Annotated in this window: 17 protein-coding genes and 1 tRNA gene; 8 read left to right on the top strand and 10 right to left on the bottom strand. The window is 66.8% G+C overall.

Annotated elements, in window-relative coordinates; translation table 11 throughout:
• Positions 1-15 precede the first annotated feature (15 nt).
• Positions 16-1,632 carry a PrsW family intramembrane metalloprotease gene (locus OHA10_RS22360; protein WP_371400707.1) on the bottom strand — a complete coding sequence of 539 codons (1,617 nt, stop codon included), beginning with the start codon at positions 1,630-1,632 and terminating at the stop codon, positions 16-18.
• A 160-nt stretch (positions 1,633-1,792) separates the two neighbouring features.
• On the opposite strand from OHA10_RS22360, the gene OHA10_RS22355 reads away from it, so the two are divergent.
• Positions 1,793-1,869, top strand: a tRNA-Arg gene (locus OHA10_RS22355).
• Between the two features lie 13 nt (positions 1,870-1,882).
• Here OHA10_RS22355 and OHA10_RS22350 read toward each other — a convergent pair.
• The 3 genes from OHA10_RS22350 to OHA10_RS22340 are packed head-to-tail and all read right to left on the bottom strand — an operon-like array spanning position 1,883 to position 7,337.
• Positions 1,883-2,482, bottom strand: a complete 600-nt coding sequence (locus OHA10_RS22350; RefSeq protein WP_371400706.1) for a muconolactone Delta-isomerase family protein — start codon at positions 2,480-2,482, stop codon at positions 1,883-1,885.
• Between the two features lie 55 nt (positions 2,483-2,537).
• Positions 2,538-6,665, bottom strand: coding sequence for a DEAD/DEAH box helicase (locus OHA10_RS22345; protein ID WP_371400705.1), 4,128 nt, complete (start codon positions 6,663-6,665; stop codon positions 2,538-2,540).
• Between the two features lie 3 nt (positions 6,666-6,668).
• Positions 6,669-7,337, bottom strand: a complete 669-nt coding sequence (locus tag OHA10_RS22340) for a YbjN domain-containing protein (protein WP_371400704.1) — start codon at positions 7,335-7,337, stop codon at positions 6,669-6,671.
• A gap of 355 nt (positions 7,338-7,692) precedes the next feature.
• Here OHA10_RS22340 and OHA10_RS22335 point away from each other — a divergent pair, with 355 nt between their 5' ends.
• The 3 genes from OHA10_RS22335 to OHA10_RS22325 all read left to right on the top strand — a co-directional run bounded on the left by OHA10_RS22335 (position 7,693) and on the right by OHA10_RS22325 (position 10,662).
• Entirely contained in the window at positions 7,693-8,292 is a 600-nt protein-coding gene (locus OHA10_RS22335) for an AAA family ATPase (protein ID WP_371400703.1), read from the top strand.
• Between the two features lie 59 nt (positions 8,293-8,351).
• Positions 8,352-9,485, top strand: coding sequence for a DNA polymerase III subunit beta (gene dnaN, locus OHA10_RS22330; protein WP_371400702.1), 1,134 nt, complete (start codon positions 8,352-8,354; stop codon positions 9,483-9,485).
• A 106-nt stretch (positions 9,486-9,591) separates the two neighbouring features.
• Positions 9,592-10,662, top strand: coding sequence for an acyltransferase family protein (locus OHA10_RS22325; RefSeq protein WP_371400701.1), 1,071 nt, complete (start codon positions 9,592-9,594; stop codon positions 10,660-10,662).
• Here OHA10_RS22325 and OHA10_RS22320 read toward each other — a convergent pair.
• A complete protein-coding gene (locus tag OHA10_RS22320; RefSeq protein WP_371400700.1) occupies positions 10,644-11,411 on the bottom strand; it encodes an alpha/beta fold hydrolase in 768 nt (255 codons plus the stop codon). The two genes, OHA10_RS22325 and OHA10_RS22320, sit on opposite strands and share 19 nt — an antisense overlap.
• Positions 11,412-11,578: 167 nt before the next feature.
• Here OHA10_RS22320 and OHA10_RS22315 point away from each other — a divergent pair, with 167 nt between their 5' ends.
• The 4 genes from OHA10_RS22315 to OHA10_RS22300 all read left to right on the top strand — a co-directional run bounded on the left by OHA10_RS22315 (position 11,579) and on the right by OHA10_RS22300 (position 14,856).
• The gene (locus tag OHA10_RS22315; protein ID WP_371400699.1) at positions 11,579-12,550 is read left to right on the top strand and encodes a LysR family transcriptional regulator; all 972 of its coding nucleotides are present in this window, start codon (positions 11,579-11,581) and stop codon (positions 12,548-12,550) included.
• Between the two features lie 44 nt (positions 12,551-12,594).
• The gene (locus OHA10_RS22310) at positions 12,595-13,755 is read left to right on the top strand and encodes an NAD-dependent formate dehydrogenase (protein ID WP_371400698.1); all 1,161 of its coding nucleotides are present in this window, start codon (positions 12,595-12,597) and stop codon (positions 13,753-13,755) included.
• Positions 13,756-13,839: 84 nt separating this feature from the next.
• Entirely contained in the window at positions 13,840-14,016 is a 177-nt protein-coding gene (locus tag OHA10_RS22305; RefSeq protein WP_371400697.1) for a hypothetical protein, read from the top strand.
• An 84-nt stretch (positions 14,017-14,100) separates the two neighbouring features.
• On the top strand, positions 14,101-14,856 hold the full coding sequence (locus tag OHA10_RS22300) for a GntR family transcriptional regulator (RefSeq protein WP_371400696.1): 756 nt from the start codon (positions 14,101-14,103) through the stop codon (positions 14,854-14,856).
• On the opposite strand, the gene OHA10_RS22295 is transcribed toward OHA10_RS22300, so the two are convergent.
• The 5 genes from OHA10_RS22295 to OHA10_RS22275 form a co-directional block, all read right to left on the bottom strand.
• On the bottom strand, positions 14,853-15,170 hold the full coding sequence (locus OHA10_RS22295) for a DUF1048 domain-containing protein (RefSeq protein WP_371400695.1): 318 nt from the start codon (positions 15,168-15,170) through the stop codon (positions 14,853-14,855). The two genes, OHA10_RS22300 and OHA10_RS22295, sit on opposite strands and share 4 nt — an antisense overlap.
• 1 nt (position 15,171) lies before the next feature.
• On the bottom strand, positions 15,172-15,528 hold the full coding sequence (locus OHA10_RS22290) for a DUF1048 domain-containing protein (protein ID WP_371400694.1): 357 nt from the start codon (positions 15,526-15,528) through the stop codon (positions 15,172-15,174).
• Positions 15,525-15,851 carry a PadR family transcriptional regulator gene (locus OHA10_RS22285; protein WP_371400693.1) on the bottom strand — a complete coding sequence of 109 codons (327 nt, stop codon included), beginning with the start codon at positions 15,849-15,851 and terminating at the stop codon, positions 15,525-15,527. Before OHA10_RS22285 ends, OHA10_RS22290 begins: the two co-directional genes overlap by 4 nt.
• Positions 15,852-15,993: 142 nt before the next feature.
• Positions 15,994-16,527 carry a hypothetical protein gene (locus OHA10_RS22280; RefSeq protein ID WP_371400692.1) on the bottom strand — a complete coding sequence of 178 codons (534 nt, stop codon included), beginning with the start codon at positions 16,525-16,527 and terminating at the stop codon, positions 15,994-15,996.
• A 1-nt stretch (position 16,528) separates the two neighbouring features.
• Positions 16,529-17,935, bottom strand: a complete 1,407-nt coding sequence (locus OHA10_RS22275) for an Nramp family divalent metal transporter (RefSeq protein ID WP_371400691.1) — start codon at positions 17,933-17,935, stop codon at positions 16,529-16,531.
• Positions 17,936-17,937 lie beyond the last annotated feature (2 nt).

Here is a 17,937-nt window from a genome sequence, read left to right as displayed (position 1 = left end):
GTGGACGGGTGGCAGTCACTGCGGTGGTGGATACGGACCGTATCCTCCCGGCGGTCCTTGTTGACCGGGGGGTCCCGGTGGGTAACCGGACTGACCGGCTGGGTAACCAGGTTGCCCCGACGGATACCCCGGCTGAGCGGGCGGATAACCATCCTGCGGCCGTGGGTACGCGCCCTCCCCGGCGCCTCCTCCCGGACCCGGTCCACCGGACGCCTGCCCGGCACCACCCGGTCCCATCGGACCACCCTGCCCCATTGGCCCACCCGGACCCAGCGGAGCAGGACCCATCGGACCGCCAGGACCCATCGGAGCCCCGGGCCCCATCTGACCCATCGGCATCCCCGGAGCACCGGGCGGGAAGGCACCCCCGGCGTACTGCGGAGCTGCCTGTGCGAACGCAGGCATCGGTGGGAACGGCACGCTCGGCCTCCGATCCCGCAGCTCGTCCAGCAGCTGCTTCTCCGTTTGTAATGCATCCGGTCCGATCACCTGGCGCACGATCTTGTCCCGCAGGTACGCCAGCTCGGTCGCGTTGTGCTGGAACGCCTTCGCGGCCGCTTCCGCCTGGGGCCCGTACCGCCGCGCGTTCTGCCGCAGCGCCTTGCGCCCTCGCAGCGTCGCTATCAGTGGAACGTCCTGTGGAACCAGCCACCCGAACCGCACGTAGTCGTACAACCGCGACGCGATCATCTGCCCCTCCCGTGATCGCATCACCAGCGCGAACACGACCAGGCAGATGAACAGCGGCACCATCAGACACAGGTACGCGACGATGAAGCCCCCGCCACCGGCCCAGCTCGCGGATGCGTTCCAGGAGGCGTGCGCCAGCACCGCAGCCAGGTACCCGACGACCGGCGCGAGGAAACGGACCACGGTACTTCGGTGCCGGATCGCGACGCCGATCCCGATCGCGGTGAACGACGTGAAGAGTGGATGCGCGAACGGCGAGATGACGCCGCGGATGATGAACAGTGCGAACGCACCGCGCAGACCGGCGTCGCTGCCGGCCTCCTCGGACAGCGTGTTGAACACGCGGCCGTAGTACAGGATGTTCTCGGTGAAGGCGAAGCCGACGCCTACCATCCCGGCGTACACCAGTCCGTCGATGATGCCGTCGAACTCCTTGCGGCGTACCAGCGCCAGCAGCAGGATCACGGAGCCCTTGGCGAACTCCTCCACCGGCGGGGCGACGAACACCGCGGACCGGTCGCCGCCGACGCCGGTCTCGGCCAGCCGATGCGACACCTCGGTGTTGATGAAGATCGCGGCCAGCGTGGCGATGAAGGCGCCCCAGCAGAGCGCGAAGACGATGTACCTCGTCGGCTCCGGCTCGTACCGGTCCAGCCAGAGGTAGAGCGCGATGACCGGGATGACCGGGACGAACGCGAAGATCAGACCCCAGGTGAAGCCGCCCGCGCCGGTCGACTTGGCCACGATGCCGAAGATCACCAGACCCGCGATCGCGAACACCACCGCGATCACGATGCCGATCAGGACGCCCTGGTTGCGGCGCTGGCCGGGGACCGGATGGCTGCCGAGCACATTCGGCTGCGGGTACGGTCCGCCGGGCGAGTACGCCGACCCCGCCGCGGGTTGCGGCGTGCCTGCCGGGCCTGGTGAGGGGTGACTCATGACCCGAAGCCTAGTTGGGGTGCCGATCAACCGGCAGGACCACCCACTCAGCGTTACCGGGATGGAACGACAACCCTGTACTTCGCTCCCGCTCGAACCGCGCCGATCAGGAACCCAGAGGCGGGATCACCCGCCGATCTGAGAGACTCATCCCTGCCACGCGCCCGTAGCTCAGCTGGATAGAGCGTCGGACTTCTAATCCGTTGGTCGCAGGTTCGAATCCTGCCGGGCGCGCCACTCTCCTCGCAGATCAGACTGCCGCGTGCGCCGGATCGCTCGGGTGGACCGTCAGCGGAACGATGTCGGTCTCGAGCCAGTTCCACAGCGGAAGCGACTCGAGGATCGTCGTCAGCTCCTCGGCGCCGGCCGTTTGCCAGAGGCCCAGGGCCGGGCCGTCGGCACGCCTCCAGAGGCGGACGAGCTTGCCCTCGGCAGCGAGTTCGCGGGTGCGACGTGCCTCCCCTGCGACCTTCTCGTCGACCAGCTCGGCCGGTGTGCCTTCCGGGACAGTCAGTCTGAATATGGTGAAGTACTCCGTGGCGCTGGCGTCGAGCGGGGTCGGTGATGCCGGGTCGTTCGGATGGGACGCGAGGGGCATGACCTCGTCGTGGCGCCAGACGCGCAGCGGCATGGAGGCCAGAATCTCCTCCAACTCGTCAGCGTCCTTCGCCTCGAAGAGACCGAACGTGCGCCACTCACCCGGCTGCAACGGCGGCCGCCACAGCCGAAGCAGCTGACCGGCCGCGACGAGCTCTCGCGAATGAGCCGCCTCCCGGCCCCGCACCTCGTCGACCTCCGCCTCCGTCACCCCGTCCGGAACCTGAGTGGTCATCGTGACCAGAAACTGCATCTCACCCTCCTGACGCCCATCCTGCTGCGGACAACAGGATCGCACTGCGGCGCTCCTAGCCTCCGATGCCGGTAACCCAGTTCCAGGCAGTCTGGGCGGCGTCGACGAGACCGATCCCGTCCGCCAGCCACACCAACGGCCGGGCCAGGATGATGAGAACGAGCGCAATACGCCAGACAACGGCGAAGCGAGTGTGCCGCCAGTCGCGGACGGCCTCGCGGAACACCTTCCAGGAGCTGCCCTCGTCGTTGGGCTCTTCGAGCGTCGGCGTCAGAACCCCGCCGACGCTGAACGCGCTCCCAGCCGAGAGAGCGCAGCTCACGAGCACCGGGCCTGCCCATTCCGCGAGCAGCAGCGACGTCGTCGATGTGACCCCACCAGCCCACGCGACGCCGACACAAGCAACCAATAGCGCCGCCGCGCCCAGCACCCACACGAAAGCAGCACGGCCGAGGCGCGACTTCAGCTCCGACTCGGCGAGCGGGCTGCCGACCCGCATCCTCGCGAGCAGGCTCTCGACCTTCTGCAACCTGAGCCGGCGGGTGGCCAGGAACGCGAACGTGGCGATCTGCAGGCCGACGAACGCGGCGACGGCGACCCGCCCTTGAACACCGACAACAAGGGCCACGGCCGCGAACGCCAGGAACGCCGAGGTGAGGACGGGGTCCAGCCGGATGCGGTACGTCGTCCGCTCGTCCGCGTACGTGAAACGCCCGTTGGCGTACTCGTCTGAGCCGATCGTGACCGGTACGCCCGGCCCGGTTACGGCGGCCAGCACGCCCAAGCCGATGAGTGCAACAGTGAAGCCACGCCCATCGAGCAGCTGTCCGACCACGAAAATGCTCACCGAGACGCCCGCGACCACGATGAGAACGTCGACCCCGATGAGGGTCGTGACAAGGCGGGCCGAGCCGAGAAGCGCCGCCGACCACAGCAGGAGACCGACCAGGAGGGCGAGGCCCGTAGCTGCTCGGCCTTCCCAGGGTGGATACAAGCCGAGAGCGAACCCGACTGCCACGAGCGGCGCGACGCGGCCCATGAACAACACCGGATCGGCCAGGCGCGCGGCGCCGCCAACGGCCAGGAGTGCGATCAACACACCCAGATATGCCAGCATCGGATGGTCGGGCAGGACCTGGCCGAATCCGAACAAGGACGTGGTTGCGTCTACGAAGCTCAGTCGCCGCGTCGGCGCAGCAACCGGCAGGAACCCGACGCCAAGCACAGCCACGAAGGCCAGGACGGCAAGCATGCCCCACCGGGGAACGGTTGCCATGAACCTTCGTGCCCGGCGCAGAGCGCCGACGACCACCGACTCGTGCGGGAAGCTGATGGGGAGCACGCCATCGCGGTGGAGTTCGTCGATGAACTGCTCCACAACACGTCTGTGCTCACGAAGCAAGGCGCCGCGTAGGCCTCGAGCGACGAGGGAGTCGATGATGAGATTGACGCGGCTCCGCAACGCCTCCGGGCTGATCCGCATCGAGCCGTCCACCAAGGGCCCGACCACCTGAAGCAGGAGAAGCCTGGCCTCCTGCGGCGCGTGGGAGCCAATGCCCGCGTCTTCTTGTTTCGCGAGGAACGCCTGGATCCGGGCCCCCAGGTCGTCGGTCGAGAGTCGAGGTACGCGAGCCGGTGACGTGTGGGGAGACAGCGGTACGTCTGCCGGCGTCCGTGGGCTCGGCTCCGTTGGCGACAGCATGTTCTCGCGGCTGTAGTAGAGGTCATCCAGCAGCTGGGGCCGGTCTACGACGGCCAGGTTCGCCGCGAGCTCCCGGCGCATCTGGAGCTCGGACAGCTCGTGGAGGTTGCGAGCGCTGAAAGCAGCTCGCCGATGGAAGGTCTGTGCAGTGGAGTTCACACGCAACCAGTCGAGCCGCCGCTTGATCTGGTTCAGCAAGGTGACATTGGCCATCAGGGAGGTCTCGTGCACCACGTCCAGGACACCGCGCCAGTGCGGCGTGGTCTGCGCGGGCAGGCGCTGATCGGTTGCCAGTCTCACTTGCTCCCTGAACAGCTCGCCCCGGCCGTTCTCTGCGCCAGAGTCCAATGTCTCCATCGTTGAGCCGATCCAGGTCGTCAGGGCGACCATCTCGGACGGATCCCCGTGGGAGAGCTTGAGCATGAACGAATCGTTTGTTGAGCCGAAGTGCCCGGGATCCGTCATCCGGATCGCCGTCTTGAAGCGCTCGACGACCGAATCCGTCGTACGGCGCCGCTGGACGGCGGCGGCAATCTCCGCCTGGCGGGCACCAGCCTGAGCATCGGCCGCCGAACTGTCGCCGCCGCCATCGCGCGGATCGGAGACGGGCGGGCTCAACAGTTCGGCGATCAAGCCCTCCGCATCCATGTCGTCGCACTCGTGGATGCTGCGGAACCTCGCCGCGAAGTTCATTTCGATATCCGAGATCGTGGCCGAGAGGACCGTCGCCCGCTGGCGGCTGCGAGTCCGGTAGGTCCACGCGTCCCGCTGCGCCTGCCGCATAGCCCGGGCAGCGGTCTTGGGTAGTTCGATGACGTCGCCGGCTATCCGCGCAGACGCGGCCCAGCTGGACGCCCACAGCGGGGAGCTCTCGTCGACGACGAAGTCGGCGTCGAACGGCTCGCCGTGCCGACCCACTCGGCCAAGGAACTGCCTGTCGAGCCGCGGCTCGACAGCGCGGCCGAGGATGAGGAGGAGCGGTCGGTGTGTCGACCGAACGTCCACCCCGCGGGCGCCGCCCTGACTCATCACTGTCACTCTTCCTGGTACCCCTGCCAGGTCGAGGACGCGGACATCCGTCGTCGAGTCGAAGGCGGTGATGACCCCGATGTTCTCGGGAGCCACAACGCCTTCCGCCAGGAGAGCCTCCGCCAGCTCGTGAGCCTTGGCGGCGGACCAGGCACCGATCACGACGGGGCGGGGGGCCGCCTCGCGGATTCGCTTGCAGATGTAGTCGAAGGTCATGTCACGGGACGGCGAGATCAGCGTCGTCGTCCGGCCGCCGTGGCGCTTGAAGCGGGGCGGTACCTGCGCCGTCAGACTATGGAACTGCTGGAGGTAGTAGATGGTGTCGTCCACGACCGTGCCGGACAGTCCCACGACGAGCGGATGCCGCCGCAGCAGCGAGAGAGCGTCGATCTCCGCGACCGTCAGGTCGACAGAAGGATTGCGCCCGAACAGCAGGTGCTCCAGCGCGCTCAGAGAAGGATCAGCGCTGTCGAACGGCGCGCCGGTGATCTGGTTGATGAGCCGCACGTGGTTGCCGTCGACCACATAGTTCCGGCCCGGCCTCGCCTGCTTTGCCCAGAGCGCTCCGCTGACGAGATCCATCAGCATGGAGGCAGGCCGGCCACAGACGCGGCTGAGGTCGGCCACGTCCTCCCACGCCTCGGCAGTCAGCGAGACCCTGTCCGTGACCCGGTCGTAGGTGAACCGCCGCTCGTCCCATCCCTCTGTGAGCCGGAAAACCTCGGCCCACAGCGTCTGGTCGCTGGGCAGCTCTCGATGGAGACTGTACTTCGAGGACTGGTCGAGCAGGACGGAGTCGATCTCGTCGATGATTACCGCCGATTCGATCGGGTAGCCCGGTCGCTGATCGTCCACTGTCCGGTAGGTCCGGTGGAGATACTCGAAGCACAGAGACGGCAGATCGGTGTAGGTGACACCCCGGAAGTCGGGCGCCTGGACGCCGAACGCGGAGTTGATCCCGGCTGCCTGGAAGAAGGATGAAACCCGGTCCAGGTCGCGCCTCGCCAAGTATTGGTTTGCCGTGACGACCACGACTTGTGGGTGCGCGGCGAGGAGGGCGGCGGAAGCCAGGGCAACCGCGTACGTCTTGCCCTCGCCGGTGTCCATCTGCACGTTGGCGCCCTCGAGGAGCAACAGCGCCGCCGCGCGCTGCTCGTCATACACATGCGACCCAGCGGGAAGATCGCAGGGATGCCGGTCGAAGAGGATCAGGGCGATCGCCAGAGCGTGCAGTTCGGGGGATTCCCGGGACCGGAACAACCACCCCGGCCTCTGGACCTTCGGCCCGGGCTCAGGATCCGGCATGTAGACCTTGGCGAGCTCGGCGCGCAGTTGCTCGTCGCCCATTCCTGCGTACAGGACTTGCAGCCGGTCCAGCTCTTGGACCGACGAGCGCAGGACCGCGCCGGTGAGGAGGTTGATCAGCCTGGCCAACAGGACAAGGATCCCCATCGCTTATCGCCAGGTCCCGTTGAGCATGAGGTCGTCCAGGGCTGCGGCCTCCTCGAAGTAGGAGACGTTGTCGATGACATCGCGAAGCAGGGCCTGGAGTTGCACAGGCGCGACCCCCGCTCTGAACGGCAGATCGCAGTCGAGCTGGAGAGAGGCCGCCGGAGTAAAGTCCGACTCCGCGCCTGCCCCGGCTCGTGGCAGTTCGGCTTTGACGACGGCCACGGACGCTTTGAGGAACATCTTCCGCGAGTTCCACCAGTTGCAGCGAGCAGCAAGGGCACCGAGGCTGTCGGTCGGGAGACCCTTTCGCAAGAGGGCCCGAAGACAAAGAGTGTTCGTGCCTCCGATCGTGGCTCGGAGGGTGAAGCTCTCCCAATGCGCCAGCAGTGCATCACCCGAGGCGCTGAAGGTGATGTCTATCCGCTCCATCTGCCGAGCGACCAGCTCCAAGGTCAGAGGTTGCAGGGTCACGTAGTAATCCGGCTGCAACTCCTGCTCCGACTCCACGCGGGCGGGCGCAGCGGGTGTCGGGCTCACGAGCTCGGTCTGAGACGCGGCGGTGTCCGGAGCGACAGGGTCGCTCGAAGGGGGCACCGGGACTGGGGCCTCCTCCTGGGCCGGGTCATCGCCGGCCGCGAGGTCCCGTTCGAGTTCAGAACCAAACTCGGCCATCCGCCTCGTCACCCCTTAACGATCGTGAACCCCGCTGCCTTCGCCAGCGGGCAGGCGGGCGCACGGAGTCGGCCCATCAACCATCGAGGGCAGCAATCGACAGCCCCCGGTGGTTATGCGCCTTCCCCCATCGTGGGGCCGGCAGAACTGCGGCCCCGACCCACCCCTGTCCATCAGAGTGGCACACACAATCTCGCCCGTCGAGCCCACGCAAACACGGAGCGTTTCGCACCCCACGTTCAACGGCGCGCTTTCTCCTCAGGAAGTTTCTATGGTCTTTTAAGCCTTCTCTCGGGGCTTGCGTGCGCGCTTGTTCGTCATACCTCTACTGGCGAGTGACGGAAAGGCGGGCGTCGTGGCTTCGGGACTGATGGGCGTACTCCATACAGGAGGAGGACTGCGTGAGCTGCGGTACGCCGCCGACGCCGTGGTGATCCTGGCGGGGATCCCAGGCGCCGGCAAGACCACGCTGCTGCGGCAGCTGTATCCGGTGGGCTCGGACCACGGCGGCGTACGTGTCTTCGACAGCGAGCGGCTCCGGGACCGGTGGATGCGTGTGCTCGGTCGGGTGCCATACGCCTGGTGGCGACCGCTCCTGCACTTTGCGTACTACGTTCGCGTCCTGACGGCGATCCGGCGCGGTACCGGGCCGTTGGTCGTCCATGACTGCGCTACCCGACCGTGGGTGCGGCGGTTGATCGGTTGGTGTGCCAGTCGGGGCGGGCTGAAGGTGCACCTGATTCTGCTCGACGTGCCGGGTGATGTGGCTCGGTCGGGGCAGTGGGCGCGGGGGCGGGTCGTGCGGTCGGGGAGTATGGCGACGCATTGCCAGAGGTGGCCCGATCTGGTGGCGAAGGCGGCTGAGGATCCGGGGTACGTCGTGCCTGGCGCGCTGTCGGCCCGCGTGCTGACGCGCGCTCAGGCGAACGGTTTGGAGCGCATCTGTTTCGGCTGAGGCAGGAATTGTCGGTGGCTGCTGATTGAGTCGTACTTCGAGATGGGGAGGAGTGCGGCATGAAGGTGCGAGTCGGGCGTGAGGTGCTGGCCGAGGCGGTTGGATGGGTGGCGCGCGGGTTGCCCAGTCGGCCGAGTGTGCCGATCCTGGCCGGGATGGTGGTGGAGGCGGCCGACGGGCAGGTGACGTTGTCCGGGTTCGACTACGAGAGTTCGGCGCGGGTGAGTGTGCCGGCGGAGGTGGCCGACGAGGGACGGGTGCTGGTCTCGGGGCGGCTGTTGTCGGATATCTGCCGGAGCATGCCGCGCGACTCGGTGGATCTGAGTGGCGAGGCGGCTCGGGTGCAGGTGAGTAGCGGCGCGGCCCGGTTCGTGCTGCACACGCTGCCGCTCGACGAGTATCCGCCGCTCCCGGAGATTCCTCAGGCGAGTGGAGTGGTCGACGGAGACGTGTTCGCGCGGGCCGTCTCGCAGGTGGTGAGCGCAGCCGGCCGCGACGACACGCTGCCGGTGTTCACCGGGATCCGGCTGGAGATCCGTGGCTCGACGATCTCCTTGCTCGCGACCGACCGATACCGATTGGCTCTGCGGTCGTTCCCCTGGGAGCCGGTTGACGCAGGCGTCGAGGCCAACGCTCTGGTCCCCGCGAAGCTGCTCGCCGAGGTGGCCAAGGCGATGTCCGGTCAGGAGCTCACGCTCGCGCTCGGTTCGACCCGCACAGGGGACGGGTTGATCGGGTTCGAGGGCGGCGGCCGGCATTCGACCAGCCGGCTGATCGACGGCGAGTTCCCGAGGGTGCGCAGCCTCATCCCAGCGGATGACGCGATCACCAGCACGGTGACCGTGGACACCGCTGCGCTCGTCGAGGCGGTCAAGCGGGTCGCGCTGGTGGCCGAGCGGTCGGCGCCGGTGCGGCTCACGTTCGCGGACGGTCTGGCGACGCTTGACGCCGGCAACGGCGAGGAGGCGCAGGCATCGGAGTCCGTCGAGGTCACGCTGACCGGTGACCCGGTGGTGACCGGCTTCAACGCCGGCTATCTCCTCGACGGTCTCGCCTCACTCGGTACGCCGATCGCCCACTTCGCCTTCACCCAGACAACGAAGCCGGCCAATCTGACCGGCCTCCGCTCCCCCGACGAGACCCCCACCGCAGACTCCGCCTACATCCTGATGCCGATGCGCCTACCGACCTGATCGTCATCCGCAGGTCGGACGACCGAATCCTGCCGTGGGCTGACGATCGCGATCACCTGCCGCGATGTAGTGGAGCCGGAAAGGGACTCCAAGGGTAAGGACGGCTGTGGAACGCGGACGGGGACGGCTCCACGAGATTGACCTGTTGCGGATCTTCGCGGCGTTCTCGGTGATGGCGTACCACTATCTGTTCTCTTCGTACGCCGACGGCACGTCCGCGATGCATTTCCCGCAGGTGGACGTTGTCGCGCGCTACGGGTATCTGGGCGTCGACCTGTTCTTCACGATCAGCGGATTCGTGGTGCTGCTCAGCGCGTGGGATCGGAGCCCGCGATCATTCGTCATCTCGCGCGCAGTCCGGCTGTACCCGGCGTACTGGATCGCGGTCAGCCTCACCGCGTTCGTCTCCGTCGCCTTCAGCCAAGGACGGTTCCCCGTCTCGCTCCCGCAGTACCTCGCCAATCTGACCATGTTCAACTCGCTGCCGAACATCCGGAACGTCGACGTCGTCTACTGGACGCTGTGGGCCGAGGTCCGCTTCTACGCGATGATCCTCGTGCTCACCTTCATCGGCATCACCGCCCGCCGGGTCACGATCTTCCTCTGGGCCTGGCTCGCCGCGACCTTCGTGTTCCAGGCCGGGCTGTTGCCGCACGCAACCGACCTGGTGCTCAACACCCAGTTCTCGCACTACTTCATCGCCGGCATGGCCCTCTGCCTGATCCACCGGTACGGCGCGACCCGACAGACCGTCGCGATCGTGGCGATCGCCCTCGGCAACGCGATCTACCGCGGCATCGGGTTCGCAGACCGAGTCGGCGTCCGCTACCACACCGAGATCCACCGGACCGCCGTCGTCGCGATCATCATCGCGATCTTCGCCATCATGCTGGCCGTCGCGTTGAAGCTCACACACCACCTCGGCCGACCGTGGTTCGCCATCCTCGGGGCGCTGACCTACCCGCTCTACCTCGTGCACGCGCACATCGGCTTCATCATGTTCGAGCGCCTCGGCGACCAGGTGAACCATGTCCTCCTGGTCGCCGCCACGATGCTGCTGATGATCGGGATTGCGGCCGCACTGCACTACGGCGTCGAGCGGCCGCTCGCGCCACGCCTCAAACGCCTACTGGACCGGGTCCTACCGGGCCGACCAGTTCACGCACTCAGGAAGTAGCCCGTCAGCACCCGAGCCATCGTCTCCGGCGGCAACGTGTGGAACGTCCCGTCATGTCCCTGCAGCGATCCGTGCGGAAGTGCCTCGGCCGCCTGCCGCGCCGCGTCCTTCAACCAGTCCGGACTTGCGTTGCTGAACATAGCCAGCGTCGGTACGTCGACCGACGCCAGCAACTCCCGCGGTACGGCGCTGTCGCCCATCTGCAGGCCGTCGTACACGAGGGTGTGCGCGATCGCCTCCATGCCGGCCCACATCGGCGTCTGCCGGATCTGGTCGACCGCCTCTTTCGGCTGACCCACTGCCTCGACCATGAACAGCTCCGCCGCCCCACCGGGGTTCCCGGCGTCGACGAACTCCTGCAGCCGCTCGACGTACCGGTCCGGCACCGGCGGTGCTCCTTCGACCCGGAACGGCGGCTCCAGTACCGCCTGCTTGTCGAACGGCAGTCCGGCCTGCAGGAGCACCATCGACCCGGACGAGTACGCACAGGCGTACTGCGCATCGGTCGCCGAGCGGATCGCCTCCAGGTCCTCCCACTCACGCTCCACGGTGTACGGCAGGGTGTCGCCCGAGTCACCGCGACCACGCCGGTCGTAGTTCACCACCGTGAACGCGGACGACAGCGCCTTGGCGTCGTCGACGTACCGCGAGCGATCCGTGAACCCACCCGCGACCAGCACCAGGACCGGACCGCTGCCGTACGTGTCGCAGGCGAGCTCGGTGCCGTCCTTGGAAACCACCTTCTGCATCACAGCTCCTTTGCCAGAGAGATCTCTGCCCATCCGTCGAACGGATCCGCGCCGGAAAGACACCATGTGATCCACATCACAACACGCCGAGATCTTCCAGGCGACGGCGGACCTCACTACAGTTGGATTATGTATACAGGCGACTGCACACCATCCCGGGTTCATTGATGCTGCTCCGTCAACTGGAGTACCTCGTCGCCCTCGCCCGCGAGAAGCATTTCGCCCGGGCGGCGGAAGCCTGTTACGTCTCCCAGCCGTCGTTGTCGGCCGCGATCCGCAAGCTCGAGCAGGAGCTCGACGTACCGATCGTGCGTCGCGGCCGGCGATTCGAGGGGCTGACCCCGGAGGGCGAGCGAGTGCTGCTCTGGGCGCAGCGCATCCTCTCCGAGCAGGACGCGCTCCGGCACGAGTTGTCGGTGATGCGCGGCGGGCTCAACGGGACGCTCCGGCTCGGCGCGATCCCGACCGCGATGCCGGTGGTCTCGTTGCTCACGACACCTTTCTGCGCGCGGCACACGAATGCCCGGGTGACGCTGGAATCGCTGTCCTCGCGGGACATCACGCAGAAGCTCGCGGAGTTCGATCTCGACGTCGCGATGACGTATCTCGACGACGACACGCTCGGCCAGGTCCGCAAAACGCCGCTGTACGAAGAGCGCTATCTGTTGCTGACTCCGACCCACACCGAGCTCGCCGAGCAACCCGTCGCCACCTGGGCAGAGGTCGCCGAGCTTCCGCTCTGTCTGCTCTCCCCCGAGATGCGCAACCGCCGGATCATGAACAGCTACTTCACCGACGACGGCGTGACCGCGACGCCGGCGATCGAGAGCGACACCGTCTCCGGGTTGTACAGCCACCTGCACGGCAACCATTGGTCGACCGTGATCTCGCACGCCTGGTTGCACATGTTCGGCGTACCGGACGGGATGCGCGTCGTACCGCTCAAAGGTCCGGCGCACGGGCCGCGGGTCGGTCTGGTGATCGCGGCGCGCAGTCCCGAGCCCGTTCTCGCGCGAGCGTTGCTCGACGTCGCGCGGCAGGCCGGCGTACACAAAGCCCTCGACGATCTACTCGACGTACATCTGATGGATTCCGGCTATCTCGACATAGCGAGCAAGTCTTTGACCGTCGGACCGTGAGACCGCGATGGTGGAAATCCCTTCAGAACAAGGAGATTCCCATCATGGCGAAGATAGTCTGCGTCCTGTACGACGACCCCGCGACCGGCTACCCCACGTCGTACGCGCGGGACGACATCCCGACCATCGACGGCTACCCCGGCGGCCAGACCGCACCCTCACCGAAGGCCATCGACTTCACGCCGGGCACCTTGCTCGGCAGCGTGTCCGGCGAGCTGGGGCTGCGCGACTTCCTCGAGAGCCAGGGCCACACGCTGGTCGTGACGTCCGACAAGGAGGGCGCTGACTCAGTGCTCGATCGCGAGCTGCCCGACGCCGACGTGGTGATCTCACAACCATTCTGGCCGGCGTACCTGACCGCCGAGCGGATCGCGAAGGCGCCGAAGCTGAAGCTCGCGATCACCGCCGGCATCGGCTCCGACCATGTCGATCTGGACGCCGCGATCGACCACGGCATGACCGTTGCCGAGGTCACCTATTCGAACAGCGTCAGCGTCGCCGAGCACGTGGTGATGATGATCCTCGGACTGGTGCGCAACTACCTCCCGGCATACCAAACCGTATGGGATGGTGGCTGGAACATCGCGGACTGCGTGGCGCGCTCGTACGACCTCGAGGGCATGCACGTCGGTACGGTCGCGGCCGGCCGGATCGGGACCGCAGTACTGCGTCGGCTGGCGCCGTTCGACGTGAAGCTGCACTACACCGACAGGCACAGGCTGCCGGAGTCGGTCGAGCGGGAACTGGGGCTGACCTTCCACCCGAGCGCGGCCGACATGGTGCCGCACTGCGATGTCGTGACGATCAACGCGCCGCTACATCCTGAGACCGAGGGCCTGTTCGGGGACAAGTTGCTCGGGACGATGAAGCGCGGGACGTATCTGATCAACACCGCGCGGGCTCGCATCACAGACCCCGATGCGATCGTCCGCGCACTGGAGAGCGGTCAGCTGGCCGGGTACGCGGGCGACGTCTGGTACCCGCAACCCGCACCGGCCGACCACCCGTGGCGGACCATGCCGCACCACGGGATGACGCCGCACATCTCCGGCTCGTCGCTGTCGGCCCAGACCCGGTACGCCGCGGGCACCCGCGAGATCCTCGAATCGTGGCTGGCCGGTACGCCGATCCGCGACGAGTACCTGATCGTCGACGGCGGGCGACTGGCCGGTGCGGGAGCGCATTCGTACTCGACCCGGGTGTAAGCCGGATCACGTGAGACGCGGGCATAACCGGCGAGTACCTCTGGTTGAATGTATACAGAAGCCAGAATTCAAGGAAGGGTAGAAATGATCTTCACACGTAGGTTCGGCGCTCTGGCGGCTCGCCCGCAGTTCCCGGATGCCCCGGAGCTGCAGCAGGAGCTGTCCACCCCGCTCGATCTGGACGCCGAACTCGCCAAGCTGACCGGCGAGGCGAGCACCGCTCGCGACGACGACCGGCGAGCGGACGAGTCGGCCGCCTGACACTCCGGGCGGCGGCTATATGTCAGGGCATGGCACTTGGTAGACTGTCTACCAAGTGCCGTGCTGTTTTCGGGAAGGGATCTCATGACGACGATCAGCGCAGGGCCAGGGGCGGGTGCGGAACCGGCCGGGGTGCGGCACGTCAAGCGGCCGACGCCGTTGCGGGAGTCGGTGTACGAGGCCCTGACCGAGATGATCATCGACGGCACCCTCGAGCGCGGCCGGCACCTGGTCGAGGTCGAGCTGGCCGGCCTGCTGGGCGTCTCCCGGCAGCCCGTGCGTGAGGCCCTGCAGCGCCTCAACAACGAGGGCTGGGTGGACCTGCGCCCCGGTTTCGGCGCGATGGTGCATGTGCCCGCCGAGGACGAGGTCGACCAGCTGCTGGCGGCCCGCGCGGCGCTCGAGTCGGAGTCCGCTCGTCTTGCGGCCCGTCACGCCACGAAGGAGGACGTGGCCCGTCTGCGCGAGCTCTGCAAGGTCGGTACGGCCTACCAGGAGTCCGGCGACATCGACGGCACCGTCCGCACCAACGCCGAGCTCCACAGCCTGATCACCGAGATGTCCGGCAACCGCTTCCTCGTCGACTTCGCCGCGCAGGTCGACCGCCGGGTCCGCTGGTACTACACGCCCGTGGCCCCGGTCCGCGGCGCCGCCTCGTGGCGCGAACACAACCGCCTCGTCAAAGCCATCAGTGAAGGTGACGAGGACAAGGCCGCCCAGATCATGCGCGAACACACCGAACACACCCGCAAGGCCTACCACGACCTCCAGGCCGGAGCCGACCCCGTCGAAACCCCCGAACCCGACACCACACCCCGCCGCCGTCGCCGCACGACCTAGTTCTCGGTCTTCTTGGTGATGGATTCCTGGTAGATGTCGGCGTAGGTGCGGGAGTCTTTGATCAGGTCGTCGCTGAAGGCGGCTACGTCGGGGCCGATGAGTTCGATGACTCCCTTGCCGGCGGCGACTCCTTCTTCGAAGAAGTCCACCAATCCGGCGAGAAGGTTTCCTTCGGTGAGGTCGGTCGGGCCGACCTTGAACAGGTACTTCTGGATCTCGTTGTAGACGATCTGGTAATCCGGCGGGAGCGCCTTGACCCGGGCCACGTGCGCACGCCACTGCTTCTTGCCTTCGATGATGTCTTGGATGCCCACGTCAGTCTCCTAGCCGGCCGAGTTTCCTTGCGACGTTGCGGTTCAGCTGCTCGCGCCACCGGTCGCGGTAGGTCCGAGCTCCTTCTCCACCGGCGAGCGCCGCGCAGAAGCCTGCGATGTCGTCGCCCAGCACGTCGTCGATGCTCTGCCCGTCGGCCGCCGTTTCCTCGAGCAGGCCGAGGGCGCCGTCGAGAATCGGCATCAGGTTGCGACCGGTGAAGCCCGAGTACGGCGTCAGGTGGGCCTTGATCTGCTCCCAGGCGGCCCGATAGTCGGCCGGCAATGCTGCGGCGCGGACTTCGAACGCCTTGTATTCCCTGGTGAGGTCGTTGCCGGTGATGGTGTCCCAGAAACTCATCGCCCACCCTCCTTGAGTTTGTCGATTCGGGATGACAGGTACTCCCACTTCGCCCAGAACTTCGTGAGCTCCGCCCGCCCCGCGTCGTTGAGCGAATAGAACTTCCGCGGCGGCCCCATCCCCGACGGCCGCTTCGCCACCTGAACCAGCCCGTTCCGCTCGAGCCGCATCAAGATCGTGTAGACGGTCCCCTCGACGACGTCGACGAAGCCGAGCTCGTTCAACTGGCGCGTGATCACATACCCGTAGGTCTCCTCGCGACCGATGATCTCGAGCACACAACCCTCCAACGTGCCCTTCAACATCTCCGTCAGGTCATCCATCCGCGAGCCACTCCCCTCGGTACTCCGTATCACCAAGTACCACTATACGGTATCACCGAGTACCGGCTCAAGCGACGGCCTGTTCAACGCAGAAAGGTGGCGAAAGGGCTCAACGCCCTTTCGCCACCTTCCGGCTGCTACTTCAAGCGACCCGCTTCTTGCGGCCCCTGCCGGTGGCGGCCTTGCGGGCCTCCAGGGCGGTGGCCAGGTGGGCGTAGGCCTCGACGGTTCGGCGGGCGTAGATGTTGTGGTCCAGGATGCGCGGCCACCACAGGCGGCCGAGCTGTTCGTGCATCCAGAGGAAGCCGATCGCGAACCCCATGCTCACCAGCGCCCGGAACGCGAGGAACTTCCCCACCTCCGGCGGCAACCCCGGCGTACCGGTGATCACCCACGAAGTCACCACCGCATGCACCAACAGCGAGAGTGGAAAGGCAACCGCCCAATACACCGCCGCCGGCGCAAACACCCCGGCCGGGACCTTCCCCAGAGCCGCGAGTACGGCGTACCCCGCGCCAAAAAGAACCAGCGGTACGCCGAGGCCGAACCCCGTCAGCACCGCCCAGCCGAAGGGCTGGCCGGCGAAACCGGCCAACCCTCCAGCGATGAACCCAGCTGCGACGCCGACCGCCGCGGCCGGGACCGAATACTCGGCCAATTGCTTGTACGAAGCCATGTCAGTCCACGACCACACCGAAGCGGACCAGGCAGTAGAACAGCATCCCGAGATAGAAGACTGCCCCGAACCCGATGATCACGTTCCGCACCGGACCGGGCCTGATCTTCTTGGGCAGCAGCATGTTGTTGGTCAGCAGCAACACGATGCAATAGGCACCCATCGCGAACGTGGACAAGAAGGCGAGGATGTCCAGGATCCCCGCCGGTCCGTCGGCCGGCCCGAACAGCAGGATCAGGATGCCGAACAGGATCACGCCCCACAGGAACCCGGCGTACAACCGCGACATCGAGAACCGTTTGGCGCCCGGTACGAAGTAGTACGTCATGTCCGCCTGACCGCGGGAGAACGAGTCGAACAGTCCCAGGGTCGCGTTCAGCCCGATCAGCGCGATGAAGGCGAAGAACAACGTCCCCAGCACCGGCGACCCGGCCGCCGCGAACGCGTCCGACATGGCCTTCAGCGCTGCCTCCCGGTCACCGCCCTCGATCAGCGAAGCGACGTTCGGATTCTCCCGTGCCGCCGACATCGCGAGCACGGTGAACGAGATCGTCACCAGCATCGTGATGCCCCAGAAGAGCAGCAGCGCGTCGAACGTGACCCACTTGCGCCAGCCCTTCCACTTCGCCATCTCGGCCGGGTCCTCGGTGTCGAACATGAACCCGCGCGACGGCATCGACTCCGCCTCGCCCGCGGCCCGCAGACCCCGGATCTTGGGAATGTGCGCACCCATGCCCGCACCGCTGTCCCGCAACTGCAGCGTGTACCACATCTGCTGCATCCCGGACGGGCCGGCGAACGCGATCGACCCGACCACGATCGGGAACCAGGCCGAGGTCATCGCCTTGTCCGGGAAGTACCCGAACGCGAACATGCCCTGCAGCGTCTGCGCGAGGTCGTCCCAGTTCCCGACGATCGCCGCGATGACCGACGTACCGACCACCAGCAAGCCGATCAGCAGGCCCAAGAGTTTCTCGAGGAAGTTGTAGATCACCGACAACAGACTGAACAGCACACCGACGAACACCAGAGCCACGCACGCGGTGACCTGCCAAGGTATGCCGGTGATCTCTTCGAACGCGGCCGCGCCGGCAGATAGATGCCCCGGCCACATATAGATCAGGATCGCCGCGACGTAGAAGAACCACATCATCGGTTTGAAGATCCGTGCCGCACCGAAGAAGATGCTCTCCCCGGTCGCCATCGCGTACCGCGCCATCTCCAGCAGCACGAACGCCTGCAGCGTGACACCGACCATGAACAACCAGCGGATATCCGGCCCGAACACCAGGACGAGCCGGGGCCACATGTACGACTCCCCCATCCCCACTCCCAGTGCGACCAGGAAGACGGTCGGACCGAGGATGTGGATGGAGGGCGGTGCGTCCGGAAGTTTCCGGATCGGCATCG

The sequence above is a fragment of the Kribbella sp. NBC_00662 genome (assembly GCF_041430295.1).
Taxonomy (GTDB): domain Bacteria; phylum Actinomycetota; class Actinomycetes; order Propionibacteriales; family Kribbellaceae; genus Kribbella.
This window is presented reverse-complemented; position numbering and strand designations above follow the sequence as displayed.

Bases quoted from the DNA above. Each gene is read 5' to 3' on its own strand.
- OHA10_RS22290 (WP_371400694.1), bottom strand. From the start codon at position 15,528: ATGAGTTTCTGGGACACCATCACCGGCAACGACCTCACCAGGGAATAC.
- OHA10_RS22340 (WP_371400704.1), bottom strand. From the start codon at position 7,337: ATGGCCGAGTTTGGTTCTGAACTCGAACGGGACCTCGCGGCCGGCGAT.
- OHA10_RS22320 (WP_371400700.1), bottom strand. From the start codon at position 11,411: ATGCAGAAGGTGGTTTCCAAGGACGGCACCGAGCTCGCCTGCGACACG.
- OHA10_RS22275 (WP_371400691.1), bottom strand. From the start codon at position 17,935: ATGCCGATCCGGAAACTTCCGGACGCACCGCCCTCCATCCACATCCTC.
- OHA10_RS22310 (WP_371400698.1), top strand. From the start codon at position 12,595: ATGGCGAAGATAGTCTGCGTCCTGTACGACGACCCCGCGACCGGCTAC.
- OHA10_RS22345 (WP_371400705.1), bottom strand. From the start codon at position 6,665: ATGGGGATCCTTGTCCTGTTGGCCAGGCTGATCAACCTCCTCACCGGC.
- dnaN (WP_371400702.1), top strand. From the start codon at position 8,352: ATGAAGGTGCGAGTCGGGCGTGAGGTGCTGGCCGAGGCGGTTGGATGG.
- OHA10_RS22350 (WP_371400706.1), bottom strand. From the start codon at position 2,482: ATGCAGTTTCTGGTCACGATGACCACTCAGGTTCCGGACGGGGTGACG.
- OHA10_RS22300 (WP_371400696.1), top strand. From the start codon at position 14,101: ATGACGACGATCAGCGCAGGGCCAGGGGCGGGTGCGGAACCGGCCGGG.
- OHA10_RS22305 (WP_371400697.1), top strand. From the start codon at position 13,840: ATGATCTTCACACGTAGGTTCGGCGCTCTGGCGGCTCGCCCGCAGTTC.
- OHA10_RS22285 (WP_371400693.1), bottom strand. From the start codon at position 15,851: ATGGATGACCTGACGGAGATGTTGAAGGGCACGTTGGAGGGTTGTGTG.
- OHA10_RS22280 (WP_371400692.1), bottom strand. From the start codon at position 16,527: ATGGCTTCGTACAAGCAATTGGCCGAGTATTCGGTCCCGGCCGCGGCG.
- OHA10_RS22360 (WP_371400707.1), bottom strand. From the start codon at position 1,632: ATGAGTCACCCCTCACCAGGCCCGGCAGGCACGCCGCAACCCGCGGCG.
- OHA10_RS22315 (WP_371400699.1), top strand. From the start codon at position 11,579: ATGCTGCTCCGTCAACTGGAGTACCTCGTCGCCCTCGCCCGCGAGAAG.